The organism is Neochlamydia sp. AcF95, from assembly GCF_018342455.1.
GTDB lineage: Bacteria > Chlamydiota > Chlamydiia > Chlamydiales > Parachlamydiaceae > Neochlamydia.
Map to the genome: position 1 here is coordinate 1 of NZ_JAEMUC010000031.1, position 22,434 is coordinate 22,434.

General features: G+C 38.5%; 11 protein-coding genes and 2 pseudogenes. 7 read left to right on the top strand and 6 right to left on the bottom strand.

Annotation, left to right across the window (positions count from 1 at the left end; all coding sequences use genetic code 11):
- Both NEOC95_RS02675 and NEOC95_RS02680 read right to left on the bottom strand, forming a co-directional pair.
- A partial coding sequence (locus NEOC95_RS02675) for a DUF4277 domain-containing protein (RefSeq protein ID WP_213151352.1) occupies positions 1-305 on the bottom strand: 305 nt, incomplete at its 3' end.
- A 202-nt stretch (positions 306-507) separates the two neighbouring features.
- A complete protein-coding gene (locus NEOC95_RS02680) occupies positions 508-5,373 on the bottom strand; it encodes a tetratricopeptide repeat protein (RefSeq protein WP_213151354.1) in 4,866 nt (1,621 codons plus the stop codon).
- 777 nt (positions 5,374-6,150) lie between these two features.
- On the opposite strand from NEOC95_RS02680, the gene NEOC95_RS02685 reads away from it, so the two are divergent.
- The 3 genes from NEOC95_RS02685 (at position 6,151) to NEOC95_RS02695 (ending at position 9,311) form a co-directional block, all read left to right on the top strand.
- Positions 6,151-7,578 carry a cryptochrome/photolyase family protein gene (locus NEOC95_RS02685; protein WP_213151356.1) on the top strand — a complete coding sequence of 476 codons (1,428 nt, stop codon included), beginning with the start codon at positions 6,151-6,153 and terminating at the stop codon, positions 7,576-7,578.
- A 224-nt stretch (positions 7,579-7,802) separates the two neighbouring features.
- Complete coding sequence (locus NEOC95_RS02690; RefSeq protein ID WP_213151362.1) at positions 7,803-8,384, top strand: thioredoxin family protein; 582 nt, start codon at positions 7,803-7,805, stop codon at positions 8,382-8,384.
- Between the two features lie 21 nt (positions 8,385-8,405).
- Positions 8,406-9,311 (top strand): TIGR01777 family oxidoreductase, encoded by a 906-nt coding sequence (locus tag NEOC95_RS02695; protein WP_213151363.1) that lies wholly within the window; start codon positions 8,406-8,408, stop codon positions 9,309-9,311.
- On the opposite strand, the gene alr is transcribed toward NEOC95_RS02695, so the two are convergent.
- Positions 9,308-11,833, bottom strand: coding sequence for an alanine racemase (gene alr, locus NEOC95_RS02700; protein ID WP_213151364.1), 2,526 nt, complete (start codon positions 11,831-11,833; stop codon positions 9,308-9,310). The genes NEOC95_RS02695 and alr overlap by 4 nt on opposite strands.
- Before the next feature lie 262 nt (positions 11,834-12,095).
- Between alr and NEOC95_RS02705 the strand changes: the two genes are divergently transcribed.
- From NEOC95_RS02705 to NEOC95_RS02715, 4 genes and pseudogenes are all read left to right on the top strand, one after another.
- Entirely contained in the window at positions 12,096-12,284 is a 189-nt protein-coding gene (locus NEOC95_RS02705; protein WP_213151365.1) for a hypothetical protein, read from the top strand.
- A gap of 144 nt (positions 12,285-12,428) precedes the next feature.
- Positions 12,429-12,596: pseudogene (locus NEOC95_RS09780) on the top strand (IS701 family transposase); the annotation flags it as partial.
- A gap of 73 nt (positions 12,597-12,669) precedes the next feature.
- Positions 12,670-18,141 carry an RHS repeat-associated core domain-containing protein gene (locus NEOC95_RS02710; RefSeq protein ID WP_213151366.1) on the top strand — a complete coding sequence of 1,824 codons (5,472 nt, stop codon included), beginning with the start codon at positions 12,670-12,672 and terminating at the stop codon, positions 18,139-18,141.
- Positions 18,138-18,689: a hypothetical protein gene (locus tag NEOC95_RS02715; RefSeq protein ID WP_213151368.1), complete on the top strand. Its 552-nt coding sequence runs from the start codon at positions 18,138-18,140 to the stop codon at positions 18,687-18,689. Before NEOC95_RS02710 ends, NEOC95_RS02715 begins: the two co-directional genes overlap by 4 nt.
- An 816-nt stretch (positions 18,690-19,505) precedes the next feature.
- Here NEOC95_RS02715 and NEOC95_RS09350 read toward each other — a convergent pair.
- The 3 genes and pseudogenes from NEOC95_RS09350 to NEOC95_RS02735 form a co-directional block, all read right to left on the bottom strand.
- Positions 19,506-20,024, bottom strand: a pseudogene (locus NEOC95_RS09350) (7-cyano-7-deazaguanine synthase).
- Between the two features lie 32 nt (positions 20,025-20,056).
- Positions 20,057-21,133, bottom strand: a complete 1,077-nt coding sequence (locus tag NEOC95_RS02730) for an LptF/LptG family permease (protein WP_213151372.1) — start codon at positions 21,131-21,133, stop codon at positions 20,057-20,059.
- On the bottom strand, positions 21,133-22,281 hold the full coding sequence (locus tag NEOC95_RS02735) for an LptF/LptG family permease (protein WP_213151374.1): 1,149 nt from the start codon (positions 22,279-22,281) through the stop codon (positions 21,133-21,135). The genes NEOC95_RS02730 and NEOC95_RS02735 overlap by 1 nt, the downstream gene beginning before the upstream one ends.
- Positions 22,282-22,434: the final 153 nt, after the last annotated feature.

The following is a 22,434-nucleotide window of genomic DNA, read 5'->3' on the forward strand; positions in this document are numbered from 1 at the left end:
CCATATTCGTAGCAGCAATCTAAAGCTCTACCTAAACGATCATCCGATATATTTTCAGATCTACACGCTCTTCCTAATAATCGTTCCACAGGTTTACTTGCGTAAAATTGTGCTTCTAAATATAAGGGACGTGAAGTAAAACCTAACCCATTGATGACCATCAATTTGATGCATTCTCCTGTTGTTATAATAGCTCGGGGATCGGGGGGAATTAGTTGATCTATCATGCTCACTAAATTGATCTCGTCACACATAGCAGAAACAATCCCTAAGTGGTCAAGATCTTTGCTACTATACTCTTCCATCGCTTATATCCTCTCTTTCTTTGCTTTGAGAGGAACAAGCTTAGTTTTTTCTTGAAAAAAACTTAAGTCAATTTATCAAAATAATAAAAAAATTATCCAACCATTGTTTTAACCTGCGGAATGTGGGAAATAACGTTAAAATTTTTATTTGCGGGAATTGCTGTCTAGATTGCCTTGTTCTTGGCAATATTGCTCCAAGTTGCTATAAAAATATTGTCACCTTAGAATGATTTTCAACGAAAAGCTTAAGATTAATGGCGAGAGCTTTTTTTGCATAATCAGTCGCCTTGCCTAAATTGCCTTGTTTATGATAGATGTCCCCCAAGTTGTTATAAGCCATTGCCGTCTTAAAATGATTTTCACCAAACAGCTTAAGGTTAATAGCAAGCGCTTTTTCTACATACTCCACTGCCTTGCCTAGATTGCCTTGTTCTTGGTAAATTCGGCCTATATTATTGCAAGAGATCGCCACGGCAGGATGATTTTCACCAAACAGCTTAAGGTTAATGGCGAGAGCTTTTTCTGTATACTCCACTGCCTTGTCTAGATTGCCTTGTTCTTGGTAAATTTGGCCTAAATTATCGCAAGAGATTGCCACGGCAGGATGATTTTCACCAAACAGCTTAAGGTTAATGGCGAGAGCTTTTTCTGCATACTCTGCTGCCTTGCCTAGATTGCCTTGTTCTTGATAAATTCGGCCTAAATTATTGCAAGACATTGCCACATCAGGATGATTTTCCCCAAAAAGCTTACGGTAAATCGCAAGAGCTTTGTTAGTATATTCAGCCGCTTGTCCTAAATTGCCATAATCTTGGTAAATTTGGCCTAAATTATTGCAAGAGGTTGCCACAGCAGGATGATTTTCCCCAAAAAGCTTAAGAAAAATAGCACCAGCTTTCTTAATATATTCAGCCGCCTGTTCTAAATTACTCTGCTCTTGGTAAATATGGCCTAAATTATTGCAAGAGGTTGCCACAGCAGGATGATTTTCCCCAAAAAGCTTAAGACAAATCGCAAGAGCTTTCCTAGTATATTCTACCGCTTGCTCCAAATTACCTTGCTCTTTATAAATTTGGCCTAAATTATTGTAAGAGGTTGCCACCTCATAATGATTTTCCCCAAAAAGCTTAAGGCAAATGGCAAGAGCTTTTTTAGTATATTCTACAGCCTTTTCTAAATTGCCTTGCTTTTGGTAAATGAGGCCTAAACTATTGCAAGAGGTTGCCACAGCAGGATGATTTTCCCCAAAAAGCTTAAGGAAAATAGCACCAGCTTTCTTAGTATATTCTGCCGCTTGTCCTAAATTGCCATGATCTTGGTAAATGAGGCCTAAATTATTATAAGAGGTTGCCACATCAGGATGATTTTCACTAAAAAGCTTAAGGAAAATGGCAAGAGCTTTGCTAGTATATTCTGCCGCCTGCCCTAAATTGCCATGATTTCGGTAAATTTGGCCTAAACTATTATAAGAGGTTGCCACATCATGATGATTTTCCCCAAAAAGCTTAAGGCAAATTGCAAGAGCTTTTTTAGTATATTCTACCGCCTGTGTTAAATTGCCTTGTTCTTTGTAGATTTGGCCCAGATTGTGATAGGCTGTAGATGCCATGGGATGATTTTCACCATATAACTTACCGAAAATGGCAAGTGTTTTCAGGATATGCTCAGATGCTTTTATTAAATTTCCTTGTTCTCGGTAAAACAATCCCAAATTGTTGTGATGTATTGCTATATTATGATGATTATCACCAAATAGCTCAGTGGCAATGACCCCCGCTTTTTTTATATATTTAGCTGCTTTAGCTAAATTTCCTTGGCGCTGATAGATTGCTCCTAGGTTATTATATATAGTTGCCATATCAGGACGATTTTCAATAAAAAGCTTCTTTTTAATATCTAGCGCTTTTTGTGAATACTTAAGTGCTTTTGTTAAATTTCCTTGTTCCTCATAAATTGCTCCCAAATTGTTGTAACTATTTGCTATGCTGGGATGATTTTCACCCAACAGCTTTCTCTTAATATCTAGCGCTTTTTGATAATGCTCAATTGCTTTTGCTAAATTGCCTTGCTCTCGGTAAATTTGGCCTAAATTATTATAATAGATTGCTATATTAGGATTAATTTTATTATCTGGATTTTGATCAATAGCAAGCGCTTGTTGAGTATATTTAGCTGCTTTATTCAGATTTCCTTTACTAGCATAAATGATCCCAAGAGTATTAAATATTTTAGAATTTTTTAAATCTGCTTTTTTTGCTAGGCGATACCACTTTTTTGCCTCATCTATTTGGCAAAGTCTTAAAGCTATATCTCCTTGAGTTTGGCATGAATCATCATTTAATTCTGAAGATTGAAGTGTCTCTTCATTGCCTGCTAAAAAATCCTGCATCGCTTGATAAAAAGGAATAAAAATCTGACATATTTTTTTTATCTTTCCCAAGGCTTCCTGATCTAAAGCAAACTGCTTCTTGATGAGTCCCGGTTCGTCAAAGCCAAAGGGTTTAATCAGCGGATTCATCATCTCTTGCTGTGCCTGATAATGCGAATAGGTTTTAAGGCGCATAAATAGCGCTATGCTCATCCACTCTTTTAATTTATTAGCGGCGCCAGCTGTTATAATTCCTAGCTTGTTTAGCTGATCAATCCTAGTGAAAGTATCGGAAGCCATTACTTTTTTGAGAAGGGCTAATCGGTCCAAAGCCAAATGAGGAAAGCGATAAAAATCATTTTTAACTTTAAAAATCATTCCTTGCCTACTTAAATCGCTCATTCCTGGATTAAAAGCTTCCATATCAGCTACAACAAGGTGTTGCTTGGCTAAGTACTCCCGAAGGCTAAGATCTGCTTGGCAAAAAATATCAAGTTTTTTTTGAAGTTTTTGCCTATATTGCCGAGTTAATTCTGGATTACCTGTTAGATGGGTAAAGGTTAAAAGCTCCATAGGAAGATGTGGCTCTTTATCATGCCACCACTGTCCTTCCTCATCTTTAGCAATATATTGAGCCATTTTCTCAGGAGTTTGGATAAGCTCAAATGTTTTACCATTGCCGAAAGGAGTTTTGCAACCTTTTCCTTCTACTCCTGCTCCATCGAAGGCAAAGCCTCGTGGCGTAATGCCATCAAAAAAATCTATCGTTTTTAGGCAGGGAATGTTTAGAGCAGGAAGAATAGTTTCTCCTAAGTTGATCACTTTTAAGTGAAGTAGATTGGTTAGATTGCTAAAATATTTTTTATTTATAGGATTGTCTTCTTGGATAAGAATACCAAATTCTAAGTCAGAATAAGGGGTCATTTCTTCTCTAGCTAAAGAGCCAAAGCCTATCATGGCATATTCACAAGGCGCGGTGTCTAATTGATGCAAGGCCTGTATTGTGAGCTGTCCAAAGAAAATTTTTATTTGGTGAGCTATCTCACCATAAAGCTCGCTCACCTCTTGGGAAGAGGGGGTCTCTGGCAGAGTTTGAATTTTTTCTTCTATTTCTTCTCTCAATTTTTTCAAGTTGTTGCGATTACGTTCAAATTGTTTCTCGATGATCGCGGAACTAAAAGGTTGGCCTTTACATTGTTTAACAAGTAAATTTTGTACGTGTGAGAGTCTATTCCTAAGAATTTTTCGCCGTTGTGGAGGAGCAAGGCGTAAAGCATAATTATAAAGTCCTGCCGCTTGCAAAAGTGTTTCAGGGGTGCCTTTGCATACATAAACATCCCCTAATTTTTCCATGTAGACACTTTCTTGGATAGGATCATTTTCTTGAACGGCGAGCTTTAAAGCTAGCGTATAGGCTTCTTCTGCTTCTTCTAACTTAAACTTTATTAAAAAATTATTGCTTTCCTCTATAGAATAAACAATTTTGTCTAGATACTCAGCAATTCTATCAAGATACTCTGGCAATTTTTGAGGTTGATAACGTATCAACAACTGAACCTTGCTGGGTAGGTGCTGCTTAAACACGCGAGCACAGCTTTTAGCATTAAGAACCTTCCTTAATTCATCATCGTTTAAACTGTTGAAAGAGAGGAAAATCCGTTGGAAAATTCTTAAGGGTAGGGTAGATAAAGGATTGGAGGGATCAAATACTTCTTGCTTACCAGCCTCATTAAAATCCTGTTCTGTAAGGGAAAATCTTTTAACTTTATTCATTCTAGCTTCTATATGAAGAGAAAAAGAAGGTTTTTCATCTGAAAGAAGAGTAGAGGAAGTTGCTGATTCTACAAGAAGAAAGTGATCCGGCTTTGAAGGCTTTTGAGCATAAATAAAATGGCCTCCTAAATCTACAATGAGGATATATTCTTTAGGTCTTTCTTCATCAGGAATAGTGCCCCATTCTTGGGCTGTCTCATCTGCAGCTATTCCCTGTCTTGGGAGGATAAGCATATCATTAACGCCACAAATCAAATGTTCCTCATTAACTGTCACCAATCGTATAGGAATAGATAAAGCCGAGGCTAGCAGATCTCCTTCACCTAAGCCGCTTACCCAAGTTCCTTTTCCTATTATTTCTTCTGCTCTTTCGCTGTTCGTATGCCTGATGATGCTTGAAAGCACTTTCCTTAAATAAGAAATTTTGTTTTCTTGATCGTCTAGCAAAGGAATTTTCCTAGAAAGGCAAGCATAACTTCCTAAAAAAGCGCTAAAAAAACAATTACCATCACTGGGAACACCTTTTAATTCAAATTCTTCTTTGCTTAGATAATTGGCGGCGGTGTTCACTTTTGCTATCATAGACTCACTAATAATAGCTGAAGAATCCTGCCATAAGCACTCAGCTATTCTATGCTTATCCCATTGAGTAGGGGCTAAAAAGTTAGCTTGTTGCTTTTCTGTTGGTGAGTTAGTTCTCACTTTTTTTGCATGAAAACTTTTCCATTCCTCAGTTTGTTCAATTAGCTCCTCCCACTCTTTACAAACCAATCGTGCTTTGCATAAGTCTTGCTTTTCTAATTTTTTGAAAATTTTTAAGCTAATCTCTGCATAAGGGCCTAGTTTCAGATAAGGCTGCTTTTCTTTTTCTATTTTCTTAAACGCAGTAAAGATGAAGGGTGTAATAGGTAAATTTTCTACATTCATGCGTTTATCCTGATTTTAGCTTTGGGGTATTTTAAGAAGTTTGTAATATTACTTGTAATTTTTTTTAATTTACTATTAATTTTTGATAAATCATATTAAATGAATACTAATTTTAATTTCTATAAATAATTAACAATGAATTTTTTTTAATTTTTTACTTTTTAAATAGCCGGTCGCGTTATCCTCTTATTTTGTTTACTGTTCCATTCTCTTTTCATAACTGAACGATCTAATTTTACCCTGATGATGACTTTTTAAATGTTATTGCTCTTACAATTACAAAAAAGCATATAAAGTTTAATATGCATAGAAAAAAATTGAATCCCTACTTGCTCGTCTATACCTCTCTAAGAGTACGCTTGCGAAGCACCCATTTAAATTGGTCTCCAATTAAATAAAAAAATTAGCACTTTATGTATGGCTTTGGCTGGTCATAATAGATAGGCAGGCGATAGGTAACCATGCGGTTTTTGGTTAAATATCACAAGTGTGACCATCAAGCTAAAAACTCATTTCACTAGAAAATGAACAAAGTAGAAAAATATTTAAAATGTACCCATATTTTTGTGAGGAGGTAAAGGGGGTAAATGTTTTTTTAATTAAAACTTCGCTTATTTCTACGATGAGCCTTAAGCTTGATTTTGATAATTTTTTTGCTCAAAGTTCTATTTAATTTGCTTCTTTACAATTACTTGTAAAAAGAAAATAAAATCCGTTTATATTTTGTAGATAAAAGTAGGCGTTGCATCTAAATAACCTTTAATTTATAAATTAGGTATGACTAACTCTACTATTATTTGGTTTAGACAAGATCTTCGGTTAGAAGATAATCCTGCATTACAGGCTGCCCTTCAAAAAGGAGCCTCTATTCTTCCTGTTTACATTTATTCTCCCGAGGAAGAAGGGGATTGGCCGCCAGGTGCTGCCTCACGCTGGTGGTTACATCACTCTTTACAAAGTCTAGCTGATGAATTGTTAAAAAATGATCTACATTTAATTATCCGTGCAGGCAATACGCAAAAAATTTTAGAAGAACTTTGCCAGTCTACAGGTAGCACATCCATCTTTTGGAACAGGCGTTATGAACCGGCCGTTATTAAAAGGGATGCGCTCTTAAAAAGTCATTTTCATGAATTAGGCATCGAAACTAAAAGTTTTAATAGTAGCTTGCTTTTCGAGCCTTGGACTAATCTCAACAAAGAAAAAAAGCCTTTTCAAGTTTTTACTCCTTTTTGGAAAGCTTGTCAAAAATTGCCTGAGCCTCCACTTCCTCTTGCCTGGGAATCTAAGAAAAAGCTTCTTTCTGTTCAGGTTGATAGCATGCATATCGATGAGCTTAACCTTCTTCCTCATATTCACTGGGATAAAGGTATTCAAGCCACATGGAAGCCTGGATCTTTAAATGCAAAAAAAGCTCTAATGGATTTTATAAAAAATTCTATTTACGAATATAAGGATCTAAGAGATAGGCCCGATTTGCCAGGAGTTTCACGCCTTTCTCCTTACCTGCATTTTGGCGAGATAAGTCCTCGTACAATTTGGCATACCATTAAAGAGCAATGCGATCTTAGTAAAGAAGGAGTTGAAGCCTACTTACGGCAATTAGGATGGAGAGAATTTGCTTATCACCTTCTTTATCATTTTCCTCATACTTCTAAGGAACCTTTAAGAGATGAGTTTAATCAATTTCCTTGGGATAATAGTCCTGATCATTTAAAAGCATGGCAGAAAGGCCAGACTGGCTATCCTTTTGTTGACGCAGGTATACGGCAAATGTGGGAAATCGGATGGATGCATAATCGTTTACGGTTAATTGTAGGTTCTTTTCTAGTCAAAGACCTATTGATAGCATGGCAAGAAGGTTTTGCTTGGTTCTGGGATACCCTTGTAGATGCAGATTTAGCCAATAATACCTTAGGATGGCAGTGGGTGGCAGGTTGCGGGGCAGATGCTGCGCCTTATTTTAGAATATTCAATCCCATCACGCAGGGAGAAAAATTTGATCCCCATGGAGATTTTGTGCGGAAGTGGGTGCCAGAGCTTGCCGCTTTACCTAATGAATGGATTCATAAGCCCTGGGAAGCTCCAGAAAAAACATTAAGAGAGGCAGGCATAGAGCTAGGAGTTAATTATCCAAAGCCTATTGTGGATCACGCAAAAGCCCGTGAGAAAGCACTGGCAGCTTTTCAAGAAATAAAGAGCTAGCTCATCCATTCTTTTGCTCTACAGCTCATTCTAATTCTTCTCTAAAATTTCTCTTTAGCAAAATTATTTAGAATATGGCGCTTTTGCTTTACCAATAGCTTTTAAGGGAGAATGGAGGAAAGTTCGTAGGCTTAATCGATTATTTACACAATGCTCTGTATATAAAATTGACTTTTTTTAAATTTTTTCTGATACTCAAATAAAATTTAAAAAAGGCTTTATCTATGCCATTTACTCTATCTATAGGAGCCTCGGCTCCAGATTTTTGCTTGCCAGCCACGGATGGAAAAAACTATTCCTTAAAAGATTTTGACTCTGCTTCTATCCTAGTCATTTTCTTCACATGCAATCACTGTCCTTACGTGACAGGATCAGATGAAGTGACTCGTCAGACCGCTGAAAAGTTTAAAAACGATGGAGTAGTTTTTGTAGGTATTAACTCCAATAGCGCAACCACGGTTCCTGCCGATTCCTTTGAGCATATGCAGGAGAGAATGCAAATTCATCGTTTTCCTTGGTATTATCTTTACGATGCTTCTCAGGCAGTAGCTAAAGCCTACGGGGCCCTGCGCACCCCTCATTTTTTTGTTTTTGATCAACAGCGCAAGCTCATCTACACGGGTAGAGGAGTTGACAGTCCTAAAGATACCTCTAAGGTGAGGCAAAATGATTTAGAGAGGGCCCTAGCAGAGCATCTGGCGGGTAGATCTTTAACTACGCCTTTAACAAATCCAATAGGCTGCAATATTAAATGGGAAGGTAAAGAGCGTCATTGGATGCCAAGCGATGCTTGTGACCTTGTCTAAGATACGTTCAAAGGAATTTTAATGAAAATTTTGGTGGCTGGTGCTTCCGGGTTTATAGGGAAAAACTTAGTTTTAGCCCTTACGCAAGCAGGCCATGATGTAAAGATACTAGTGCGCAAAAATACAGGCTTAGCTGAAAATGAAATAAGCTGGGCTCCTGAAAGAGGGGCCATTAATGACAACGACCTAGAGGGGATTGAAGGAATTATCAATTTAGCCGGTGATAATATTTTTAAAGGACGTTGGACAGAAGCTAAAAAGAGATCTATTATTGAAAGCCGCCTTCAGGCCACTCGTACTCTTGCAAGTTGTTTTTTTCGCTTAAAAAATCCTCCTAAGCTTTTTATTAATGCTTCTGCTATAGGCTATTATGGCAACAGGGGAGAGCTTCTTCTGACGGAAGAGAGTTCAAATGGCACGGGATTTTTAGCTCACGTTTGCGAAGAATGGGAAAAAGCTACACACGCCCTAGAAGCTATGGATGTGCGTGTAGCTTGTCTGCGTTTTGGAATCGTCCTTAGTCCTAAAGGGGGAGCTTTAGCGAAAATGCTGTCAGGATTCAAATGGGGAATTGGCGGTAAAATGGGATCGGGACAGCAATATATGAGCTGGGTAAGCTTAGAAGATGTTCTTGCTGTATTTTTACATATTTTAAAAACAGAAAAATTGGAAGGCCCTATTAATGTGGTGGCTCCGCACCCTGTCACTAATCATGTATTTACTAAAATGCTAGGAAAAGCACTCGGTCGACCTACCCTTTTATCTCTTCCCAGCTTTGTCTTACGGTTCCTATTGGGTGAAAAAGCCGATGAGTTGCTTTTATCCAGTCAACGCGTTTCATGCTCGAAATTAATCGATTCTGGTTATACGTTTCTCCATAGTAACCTTGAAAAAGCACTTCCTCAGCTTCTTGCGCAAGAGAGTTAGCTTTTTTGGTTAGATTCTTCATGGATAAATATTCGCTGAATACGAGGTCCTAAGCAGGTAATCAGTTCATGGACTATCGAATCTCCTTGTAAAGCTACTTCTTCAGGAGCAAGATATTGGCCATGCTCATCCTCGCCAAAAATCAATACCGCATCTCCAATGGCTACATTTTCAATACCCGTAACATCTACCATCATAAAATCCATACAGATTTTTCCTACCATAGGTGCTTTTTGCCCTCGAATGAGAACATACCCTTTTCCACTGTAATGGCGATGAAGGCCATCAAAATATCCAATAGGAAGAACAGCGATTACTTGTTTATCCCGTTCTACGCGATAGCTGCGGCCATAGCTAATGGTATCGCCTGCTTTGCAATAATTAATGCCTGCAATCCTTGAAACAAGCGTAAGAGCTAGCCGCAATTCCATTGCCTGGCGGGCAGCTTCTGAGCAGTGGAGTCCATAGATAGCTAAACCGACGCGAACCATGTTATACTGATTAAAATCGAATCTAACAACAGCGCTTGAGTTTGAGGCATGATAATAATTAGCTGTAATCTGATGTTTTTTTAACTGAGCAATGACCCCATCAAAGCTCTGCGTTTGAGCGAATGTGAAAAAATCTTGCGCGGGGTCATCAGCACAGGCAAAATGGGTCATTAAGCCCTCTAAAATTAGATGGGGGCAATCCTTGATTAAAGTCGCAAGCTCTAAGGCATTGTTAATTGAACATCCTAGGCGATTCATTCCTGTATCAACATGCAAGTGTACTCGAATGCTTTTATTTTGTTTAGAAGCCTCGTTTGCTAGAGCAGTAATGAATTCTTTCTCACTGACCCCCACTTCCAGCTCCCATTTAACAATTTTTGCAATTTCATAAAGAGAAGAATGGATCACAAAAACTGCTTGCTTAATTCCAGCTCTTTTAAGCGCTACCCCTTCTTCTACACAGGAAACGCCCAAGATATCTACCCCACAAGTCGATAAAAATTTTCCTATACGTATCTCCTCGGTGCCATAAGCTAACGCTTTAACCATCACCATAAGGCGCGTGTTAGCTCCTACCTTATGGCGAATGGTTGCAATATTGGATTGTATAGCAGCAAGATTTATAAAACATTGATTGCTGGCTATGCTATCATTAAAAATTTCTATTAAATTATTTAAGGGTTCTTTACGTTCATTTTTGATGACTACATAGTCATTGCATTGTATATGTGCTTGCATTTGCTGAAGGGCATCACGATAGGTATTGTAATGACAAATTTCTAAAGGGTTTTTTGCTTTGTTAGCGATGTTAATGATTTCTTGGAAATTATGCGAGCCTACTAAAGCTAGCATTTGTACTTTATTTTTTATAAGAGCATGGCCTATGCGTCTATATTCCGAGGTGTTATTTTCTTTTTTTCCTCGTATGCCACCAAAAATAAATATCCTACGATGTTCAGTAGAAGAGTGCTCAAAATGTTTAAGAGCTTGATCAACAGATTGAGGATCGGAGCTATAAGTCTCATTAATAAATGTTGCACCTATTGGGGATTTCCATATTTCTGTGCGCATTGGCTCTAGGATATAGTCACAAAGGGCCTCTTGGATTATCTTAGCAGAGACTCCTAGGAGCCAGGCAGCTTTAACTGAGATGTTAAGAAGATCCATGAAATAATAGAAGCCAGCATTAATTCTTTCTTTTAAATAAGTTCCGCAAGGGAATTTAATGCCATAGAGCATCTCCACTTCGTAAGGCTTGCTTAAAAGATGAGCATGGGGAAGAAAAGGAGTTTCTTTATTCCAAAAATGGTAAGGAGCTTTAATCTGTTTTAAATAGGGCTCGAGAAAAGGAGTTTCAGGGATAAGGGCCCATTTATTTTCAGGAGGGACAGTTATAAGCTTAATAGTTTCTGCTACAAGGGCCTGTTGGTTGCCGAAAGTGATCAGATGCTTTTTGCCTATATGAGTAAGTATACAGGCTTGAGGATGAATAATTTTTGCTAAGCGATCCATTTCATTATCTTGGGACACCGCTGCTTCTATCAACGCAATCTCATGCTGTTGAGAGATGTTGAGAATGCTTAAAGGTACGCCCACTTGGCTATTAAAGCTACCAGGAGATGCTATTACTCTTTTGGTAGGTGCTATCATCGCCTGTAGCAAATCTTTAACCATTGTTTTACCATGCGTACCAGTGATGCCAACAATCAAGGCCTTAAGTTGATGCCGATAGGCTGTGGCTATCTCTTGGAAAGCTTTTAAAGGATCTAAAACACGTAAAAGATTAATAGCAGGTAACTTGGCTGGTTGCCAATCATTGCGTACAATTGCAAAGCGTGCACCTGCTATAGCTGCATGTTCAACATAATGATGGCCATCTTCAATCTGTCCTGGTAAAGCTACAAATAGTGCATGGGGAGAGGAAATTAAGCGTGAGTCAATACAGATTTGATCAATGATAGGGGAGCCTATACAAGGGCTAGATAGGGCTGCAGAAAAGCCTTCCCAGAGTCTTAGGTCAAATGGATCCATAGCTAATCAGTAAGTAGGTTAGAGGCACTATAACTTATTCATCATAGAAATTCAAGGGAGAGAAGTTTTTGTGGGTAAATCTCTTATAGCTTAAGTAGACATCCTCAAAAATGTTATAGGAAAAAGCGAGTTTTAGAATTTAAATTTTTATGCAAACATATCAAAATCTTTACGAATATTTATCTACTATTTTCTAATGAATAGAATAAAGAAATATTGTAGCAGCTTTATTCAAGATAAGAAAGTGGAGCCAAATAGAAGCATGGGTAAAGCGAGTTTTTATCTAAATATCCATGGGGAAGCATTTACCTTGTTTTGGGGTATTCCTGGACTCCCTTTAACTAATAATATTGCAGGGCAAATGATGAAAAAAGCTGTTTTAATCACAAAAATGCATATTCCTTTCGCAATAAAACTGGAGCTAAAATTGCCGACATCCTTATGGGCGTGATGGAAACTTGCGCTCTCAATCAGCTCAACCCCTACAATTTTCTAATTGCAATTCAACAACACCAAAAAAATGTTCTCCGGAATCTGAAACTTTGGCTCTCTTGAGTCTATGAAAAAAGACTTAAGGAGTTTCAGTCAACTTTCCTGCAATCACGACATTTTTGCCTCTTTTATCGCTTATTGCAAGCTTGAATTTCTTATATTCAAAACTTCACTTAATCATTTTGCTCTAGGATATAGAATAATCCTTAAAGCTAATCAGATGGCCTGTCAAGAATTGCAAACTTTACAGAGAAATTCCATGTCTGCGTAAGGTAAATTAAAATTTCATTGCTACCAAACAACTTCCTTTGTATAAGAAAATTTTTATCTTTTGGAAAAATAGCATGCGAAATTTTCTTTGTATTTTTTTCTTATACACTGTTTGCTCACACCTACAAGCTACTGAAGAACCCGTGGGTTTTGCAAAAGCTACTACCGCCCAAGAAGTTTTCATAGGAGAGCAAAATATCGCTACTTTAGGTGGAGAGCCTTCAGCTATGGTAGACGGCTGCGTTAACGCCATCACGGGTACTTTTATCGATAGTGGGATTGATCTATGGGCCCCAGGCCCCGATCCTCTTTATGTGGAACGCATCTATACCCATACCAGCGGCTGGAGTATTAACGAGCCAGAAAATGTAGAAATGCTTGGGGGCAGCTTAAACAGAGTCGTTCACGAAGAAAAAGGCATGAAGGCTTTATATACCAATACCCTAATTGGGCGCACCCTTTTCATCGATGCAACCAATTACAGTCAGGGGTTGACCAATTGCTCTAAAGGATTCATCAGCGGCAAAAGCAATCCTCATAATCTTCAGATGCAAATTGTTTCTCCTAAACCAGGTACTTTCGCCGTGTACTTAAGAGATGGTTCAAAAAGCCTTAAATATTTTGGTTCTAGTCATCGCACGCCACTTTCCCTGGCTGCTATTCGCTATCAACATGGGCTTACTTATGAACAAAAACCTTATGGAATTAAGACGCAGTATACCTATCAAAAATCCCCCTTAGGGTGGAAAATTGGTGAGATAAGTCATACGAATAGCCTTCAGCAAGATTTAGGGATTATTCACTTTGAATATGATAATTTTAAGCTTAATCCTCGCATGGTAGCCTATGCCAATAAAGATAAAAGCGGAAGCTGCGAATATCTTTTCAGCAATTATCCGGCCAGGCCTGAGCTCCATCAAGTGATTTCTACCAACGCTCCCAAAATTTGCTATTCATACGATGATACTACCCACCGCATGAAACAAAAAGCCCTACCCAATGGTCGCTGCAAGCAAATTGAATATTACGATGAGACCAACCCTTGCGCCTATACTAAAAAACCTTTAACTTTTTACGATACATGTACTTCCCCTTATGAACGTGTCTCTTGTTTAAAAGCTGCTGTAGGCACCGATCAAACCCTGCATCCTACCCATCGCTTTTACTATGAGGTAAACCCCATCAACCGTAAAAGTCGTATTTATAGCTATCCAGGTGGAACGACCCGCGTGCTCGATCTTCATAATCAAGAAACTCGCTATCATCATGACTCAAAAAGACGCTTAACAGGCATCGATAAGCTGTTAGACTCTAATCTTTATCGCACGCAAAGTTTTTTTTGGAGCTCTTTGCCACATTTAGAGGGATGCTTAACAACCAAAACCTTACAAGATGGCCAGGGTAACTTACTAAGCAGCCGCTATTACGATTACGACAAAAATGGAAATATAAAACATGAATGGCTTCTTGGAAATCTTACGGGAAATGCAAAGGGCCCTGTGCTAAATAAAGAGGGCATTCCTATAGCGGGACAATATGATAGCTACATTCGCACTTATGAGTATAGTGATGACGGATATAACCACTTATTACGTGAGCAAGATGGATGTAAGGAGATCGTTTACCTCTATTACCCTAAATCTGCCTTACTCCATAAAAAATTGATGCGCGTGAATAACAAAATCGTCTATCGCGAGTTTTATACTTATAACAGCAATGGTTCAATCACGCGTTATGTTTATGATGATGGACATACTTTAGAAGAAGATGATCTGACAGGTATCACAGAGCGCCATAGTGTCTATACCAGCTATCGCGATCAATTTCCGGTGGGTTTACCTGAAATTATCGAAGAAAAATATCTAGACCTTGCCCTTAAGGAAGAGATTTTACTGCGAAAAACGCAAAATTTCCATGATCATCAAGGGCGGATAACCCAGCAAACCCATTTCGATAGTAACGGCCAGCCTCACTTTACTTTGCATTGGGATTACGATGCCCATGGAAATATTCTTAAGGAGACCAATGCTTTAGGGCATGCCTCTTTCTATCAATACGATGAAAACGACAATCTTATTTTTGAACAACACCCTGGCAAAGATTTTCATACTGTTCATGAATATGACTTTTCCAATCGACGCATTTGTTCTAAAGATATTCATGCTGATCAGACATTAGTGACCCATTATGCTTATAATGGCCTTAGTCAAAAAGTAGCGATGACCAATTGGCAGGGAGAGACCACGCAATACACTTACGATCATTGTGGACGTTTAATTAAAACCATCTATCCCAAGCTATTAGATGCTGACGGTAATTTTCATCAGCCTTTTGAGTGTATTGAGTATGATATTGCCGATAACCCTATCGGTAAAACGGATCGGCGAGGTTTTAAAACAACCTATAATTATAATATCCGCGGTCAGCCTTGCTTAATCCAACACCCTGATGGATCGACCGAAAAAAATGAATATACCCTTGAGGGCTATCTGGCTAAAAGCATCGCCTTAAATGGAAAGGTTACCCAAACAGATTATGATTATTTAGGAAGAGCTTGCCGACAAATGACTTTTGCTCCTACAGGGGAAAAGCTCAGTGAAACAACTACCCATTACAATCATTTTCATAAGATAGCCGAAGTGGATGCTGAAGGGCAATTTACTTATTATCAATATGATGCTGCGGGCCGTCTGGCCAGCATCGTGAAAAATGAGGCAAAAACTGCTTATCAATATGATGCCTGCCAACGGCTCGCTAAGACGCTGGAATATTTTGGTCCCGAGGAAAAAGACTATATTGCCAACGTTAAAGAGTATGATGCCATGGATCGCCTCATCGAAGAGCGGACCGAGGATGCTGAAGGACAGGTTTTAACTAAAATAGGCTATCTTTACAACGAGCAAGGAAAGCCCATCCAAACGATTGCTTATCATCAAGCCAAGCCTGTTATCACTTTTACCCACTACAATGCCTATGGGGAGGTGGAAAGTGTTATTGATCCTCAAGGGCATACCACCCGCACCCTCTTTTATTATCTGCACCTTAACCAAGCGGGCCAATATGTATATGCTAAAGAAACCATCGATGCCATAGGCCAATCTTTTTTTCAGGAGCATGATAGCTGCGGGCATGTTCGCTTGGAAATTCGTCGCGACCCTATGGGTGTGCTCCTGCAAAAACGTGAGTTTTTTTATGATGCAGAAGGACTTTGCTGTAAACAAATTGAGCATGTGTTGGCTCCTCATCAACCTGATCGCCTGGTCACCACTCATTTTGAGTATGACTTTGCCAAAAATCTGATCAGTTGTACGGAAGCGGTAGGAAATCCTGAACAAAAGCAAACAAAGTATGTCTATAATGCTTATAGGCAAAAAGAAAAAGTGATCAAACCCGATGGGATAGAACTGCACTACGCCTATGACTGGCTAGGTCGCCTCACCTCTTTTTCCTCCACAGATCACTCTTTGCATTACCACTATACTTATGATGCTAATTCTAATGTTGTGGGTGTGGAGGATAAGCATACAGGAAAGTCTACCACGCGTATTTTCGATAATAATAAACGTTTGGTCCAAGAAACTTTATCTCATGGATTAACGCAAAAATATAGTTACGATAATTTAGATAGGATCCAGAAAATTATACTTCCAGACGATTCTTCTATTCAATACTCTTATAAATCGCTTTATCTTCATCAAATTAGCCGAGGCCCTTATCGACACACTTATCAGCATTACAATCTTTCGGGGGCATTAGAAGAGGCTAAATTGATGGCTGAAGCAGGCTCGCTTCAATACGCTTACGATGCCTATTCTCGCCTAATTAGCATTTCGTCTAAGTACTTAAAAGAAAATATTCCTGAAAACGGCTTTGATCAAGTGGGCCATCTTTTAAAAAGAACAACCCTCGATCCCGTGGGCCAAGTAAATCATACCTATATATACGATGGTTTATATCAGCTTCAATCCGAAAAAGGCCTAGTGGATCATACTTATTGCCATGACTCCCTCTATAATAGGGTGGAGAAAAATAAAATTCCTCATAGCGTTAATGCTCTCAATCAGCTCCTCCATGATGGCTTAGACCCCCATGTCTATGACCTCAATGGCAATCTTATACGTAAAGGCTCTTTAAACTTATCTTACGATGCTTTAGATCGCTTGATTGCCATTCATACTCCTACGCAGCAGGTCACCTATGTCTATGATGAGCTTAATCGCCGTTTAAGCAGCACCTTTTATTCCCGCTCTAAAGTTGAAAATAAGTGGCTACCTGAGAAAGAAATTCGTTACATGTACCATGGACTTAGCGAAATTGGCGCCTGTGACTCTAAGGGCAACATCGAGCAATTGCGCATATTAGGTAAAGGTAAAGGAGCTGAAATAGAGGCTTCGGTTTTGCTAGAACTGCAAGGTAAAGCTTACATACCCATCCATGATACATTAGGCAATATCCGCCTACTGATTGATGCTAAGACCCATGCCATAGAAGAAACTTATCGATATACCGCTTATGGACAAGAATTTATTTATGGCAAAAATAATAAGCTTAGCAAGCAATCGATCAACCCTTGGCGTTTTTCTTCTAAACGTGTGGACGCTGAAACTCAGTTTGTCTACTTTGGACGCCGCTATTACAACCCCACTACCGGGCGCTGGGTAACTGCCGATCCCTTAAGCTTTGAGGCGGGTCCTAATCTGTATGCCTATGTTTTAAACAATCCTTTAAATGATAGAGATCTATATGGATTAAGAGGTTCAAATCCTAGCCGTTGGGAGAAACACCGCGAAAGTGTGATCATGTATGGCAAAGAACGCGCCTCTTATAGAATGGAAAAAACACCCATTAGAGGAAAAGGCGAAAACATAAAAAATCTGCCTAGAGTGAGCTTTACAGATAGATTTGAAAGAAATTTTGTGCGCTGTGAAAGCTCTTCATTAGCTGTATTGCTAGGGAGTAAATCAGAAAATTTTCGCCTGGGTGTTCATAATGGCATTATGACAACCCAGCTAGAGGCTATTAACAATGCCATCCACCTTAGAGAATTAGGGTGGGAATATTCGATAGATGTCATCCATAATGCTACGCACAATTTGCTTAATGATTGTATTGAATCAGGCTTAGGTTTATGTTATACAGCTACTACGCCAGTACGCGTTAATCATGAAACCTGGGATAAATTCTTTGACGAATATCCACGTGGAGAGTATTTTCAAATCTGCCATAGCCAAGGAGCCATCAATGTCCGCAATGCGCTTTTAAGTTATGATGAAAAGTTGCGCAAGCAAATTACTGTGCTAGCGATTGCTCCAGCAGCTTATATGTATGCTGACTCCTGTAAAGAAGCTTATCACTATCGGGCAGAAGCTTGGCGCGATCCTATCCCTTATATCGATGTGGGAGGCTTAATACGAAGTAAACGCGACACCGTGACCTTAAATTCTTGCCCAGGGGCCGCTTTTCATGACCATTCTTTCCAAAGCCCTACGTATAAAAAAGTATTTAAATATCACTTCGAAAAACTTAAAGTTTTAGGTAATTTATGAATAAAATTTATATGCCCATTTTTATCATTTTACTGTTCATGCTATCGGGTTGCGCATTGAGCTTATTGAATAGCTATCAAGAACCTGAACAGGCGAAATTTGTAGGCGAAATTTTAGATAAAGCTTCTAAAAAGCTTCGCTCAAAGTATGACATGCGCGCTATTGGTACAGGCATAGGCATGCCAGACGGAGTGGTAACTATGCTAGCGCTAAGCTTTGAAAAAACGGGCCCTCTAACTAAAGAAGAGGGGCGTAGAATCATTGTAGATTGCGTACAAGAAATGCTTCAAATTATCAATACTCATGAAAAAATTAGACCCTACTTAAAAAATTATCCTTTTACCCCTAACAATATTGAAATCGCAATTTTTTTGAATGGTCCACCAAGTCATCCTATTTACTATCCAGACTTTGATGTAATTTCTTCCACAAATGAACAAATAAACTATATGTTTACCGCTTCTGAAAACCCCAAAAGATACATAAAAGTAGAAAAAGAAAAGTTTGAGGAAGCTTTGAAAATGGTTCAAAATGAAAGTAAGAAATAAATTTATATTCGCATTTTTATATTGCTTTAAGCCACGATATCTGGTGCTGTGCTAAGCTTGCTAGATAGCTATAAAGAAACTGAGGAGGTTAAACGGGTAGGCGAAATTTTGAGTAATACGCTTGTAAAACTAGGCCTGCATGCCCAATCCTCTCAAAGCTACCAATTGGCTTAAGAGGATGCTTTTATAAAGTATAGATGTGCATGAGGGGCAGCTTAAAAGGCGCATGAGACTTCTCCAAGCTTTCCATGCAAACTATAGCATACTCACCGCGGGTGCAAGTAGAGGCAAGCCTGGTGGAGTGGTAACAATATTGATCTAAATTTTATATTCCTTATTATACGCATTAAAAAGCTTAGCCTGCCTACCCTACCTTTTAAAAAATGCCTCTCTACTCAATAGAAGAATTCTATAAAGTACCTGGCTGCATAAGGATTAGCTCAAAAGTATAAGGTATATTGTTAACTTGAGTTTCAAGCTTTTTAGGGAGTAATCAGAAAGCAAGTTTCCTTGCCAATAAGCTTTGATGAAGGCTTTTTTGGATGGTGAAAGTTAAGCTGCTATTCCTGCTAGTGGATTGAAAAATAAATTTTTTATCATTTTGAAGCTACATTCGATCTTTTCTTAAGCCCAAATTTTGCTTTGAAAATTAAAATTTAGATTATGGATAAAAAAGTCAACAAATTTCTATAGAATTTCTTCCCGCGGTAAGCTGTGGGAATTCTTCTGCAATAGAGCAGCTCCTCTTCCTTTCTTATGTCAATGATAGATAATAGCTTTATGAACATTTTAATAGATTGTTACTTAAAAGGGACTTTATCCTATTGCTGCTGCAAATCCATAGGTCCTTACGATGCGCTCACAAGGCTTTTGCTGAGGTGGCGGATCGTAATAGCTAAAAATCATGTGTATAGGTACGTCTAAAGCGATGCCCTGACGAATAATTTCGGCTTTAGCCCAATGGATTAAAGGTGTTAAAAGCTGAGGCGAGCTTCCTTCAGCAGCTTGCTTAGTGCCCACATTTAAAACCTACTGAAAAGCTTGAATGTAGCTAAGTGTACATTCGGGATAGGAGGGAGTATCTAATGCATTAGCTCCTAAATAAATTTCCTGAGCATCTAGTATTTCAGCTTGCCCCATAGCATAAGCTAGAAAAAGAGCGTTACGCGCTGGCACATAGGTATTGGGGGGTTGCCCTGAGCCTATATCTTCTTTTAATCGATTTTTTGATAACGCTAGAGCTGATTCTAAAGAGAAAGATTTAAAAATACTTAAGTCAATTTGGACAATACAATGTATAACTTGATAGTATCTGGCGATCTTGCTGGCGCTCATAATCTCTATTACTAAATAAAGGGATTTTTAATTTAGAGTTTTAAGTATCGATAAGAAGCTAGGCTTGCGCAGATGAAAAATGGTAAGAAAGTAGCTAGCCAAGGTTCGACTACCTGCCTTTTTCCTAGCACAAGAGTAGCATTAAGGAGAAGATAGATGGCCACTAAACCAAAAATACCTAAAGCATAGATAAAAAAAGGAGAAAGAGTGCGTGAGTACCTCACACAGAAGGGTGCAATACCCATAACGACTAGTAAGCATAACCAAGGTATAATCATTTTATGGTAAAACACAGAGGCTCTGTGAGATTCTTTCTGGCTTAGTATGCTAAAAAAAGGAGGAAGTTTCTTCCATAATTCAGATAAAGATTCATCCTCCGGATTGGTTATCCCTTGAAAGAGATCGCGTTTGTGAAAACGCATTTCCGGAAAAGAGAGAAGGTCGAAACTTTTTATAATCACAAGCTCGCCCGTAGGTTGGCGTTTAAAATGATCGATAAAATGCCCGACAGGAGGCTGACTATAGGGATAAAGGTATTTAATCCGATAAATATCATTAATCTCACGGATCCAATAGGCGTCCACAAGTTTTTTTTCGTTAGAGTTATAATCATGAAAAATAATATGGCTATTATCCTTTAAATTTAAGCTTTTTACTGCTAGCTGAAGAAGGCCTTTATGCTTGTGGATACGGTGGGTTTGCTCGATCTGCTTAATTTTCTGCAAGGCTATAGGGATCCAAAACTGGGTGTTTATATACATGAGGAAGACCATCGTCATTCCCAAAAAGATAAAAGGTCTGATTAATGTTCGAAGAGGAATACCGCTAGCCATTAGCGCCACCAACTCATTATGGATATTTAAATTAGTAAGAGTACGGATGGTAGCTAAAAGCAAGCCAAAAGGAATGAAAACTTCCATTCTTTGGACAAATTCGCAGACATAGTAAAGAGCTATTTCGTAAACTTGAAAATAAAGGTGATGATAATGGAAACTGCTGGCATGGCTAGAATAATCAATTAATACATAAAGTCCATAAAAAGTTAAAATGAAAAGAAAAAAAGATTTTATAGTTTCTTTTAAGAAATAACGAGGCCAGATTTTCATCATTATTCGATTCCTTTGGACAAACGCGAAAGCATATTTAAAGCGGCGAGAATAATAATCATTTGAGGGAGCAGATAGAATAGGGTGGAGAGCACTAGCTGATGTTCTGCCCCTTTGGCGAAGAAAAAAGCTACAATATATAAGGCTGCTAATCCTATGACATAAACAAGCCCTCGATGATGGGGATTTCTACCAATGCTCATCCCAAAGGAGGCTCCCATTAATGTAAAGGTGAAGGCTGCTAAGGAAATGGAAAAACGCCGAATCAGCTCTGCATAACTTCGATTAAGGTGATGGGAAACTTGTTTTAAGCCTACTCTATCATTATCGCCATGTTCACGCAGGGCTTTTTCTTTTTTCAAATCTTGTATACGTGCTCTTAATAAGGCAAGACGTAGATGGTCATTATTTAATGTCCAAACTTTTTTTTGAAGTAGCTGAGCAAAGTCTTTAATAGATGTTTTCATTTCACCGATATTTTCGACCAGCAAGTCATCATGACGGGGTAGGTGATTGCTATGCGTAGGAGTGATTAATGTCATCTGGCTACCTTGGAAGGTCGCTGAATTTGCTTGTAAGTTTTTGGCTAAAATTAAATGGATACTAGAATTGTGTTTATTAGGGATAGCAAGAATGCTATCGCCTGCATATTCACCCGTACGAGAGTGACCTAAAGTGTCTGAAAATATACCTCTTAGACGCATTAAGTGCTTGTTATGGAGAAGGAGGAGCGGGTTAATAGTGCGTAGCTCCATTTTTGTAAGACCCGTCTGCAAATGGGATTGAGTAGCCAATTCGGAAACAATATAAAAGTTTAGGGCTGCTATAAAGAAGCTTGCTATTAGCAAAGGAGCCAGCACCTCACGCAAAGAAAGGCCGCAGGCTCGAAAGGCTGTCATTTCATGAGATTGAGATAAACGCTGCATTAAAATTATTGCTGAAATTAAACAGGAAATAGGGATAGCGACAGGAAGTAAATAGGGGATTTGCTGCAAAACAAACCATAAAATGATCCATCCTTCAGATCCTAAGGCAGCAAAGTGAGCTATCTCATCTAGCCGGGTAATTAAAAGAATGAAAATAAAAGACAGTAGGCAAAGAAAAAAAACTTTTATATACTGCTTTAACAAGTAGCGCCAGATTATAGGCATTTTTTAACTCTAAAGATTAGCTAAAAAATAGCATACAATGAATCAATCATTTGTCTCAATCAGGATTGTGGGGATGGGCACTAGAACGTAGAACTCCATAATATTAGAAAAAGATTGTTGCAAGTTGATCAATCAAGAGCTGAGTAGGTGACT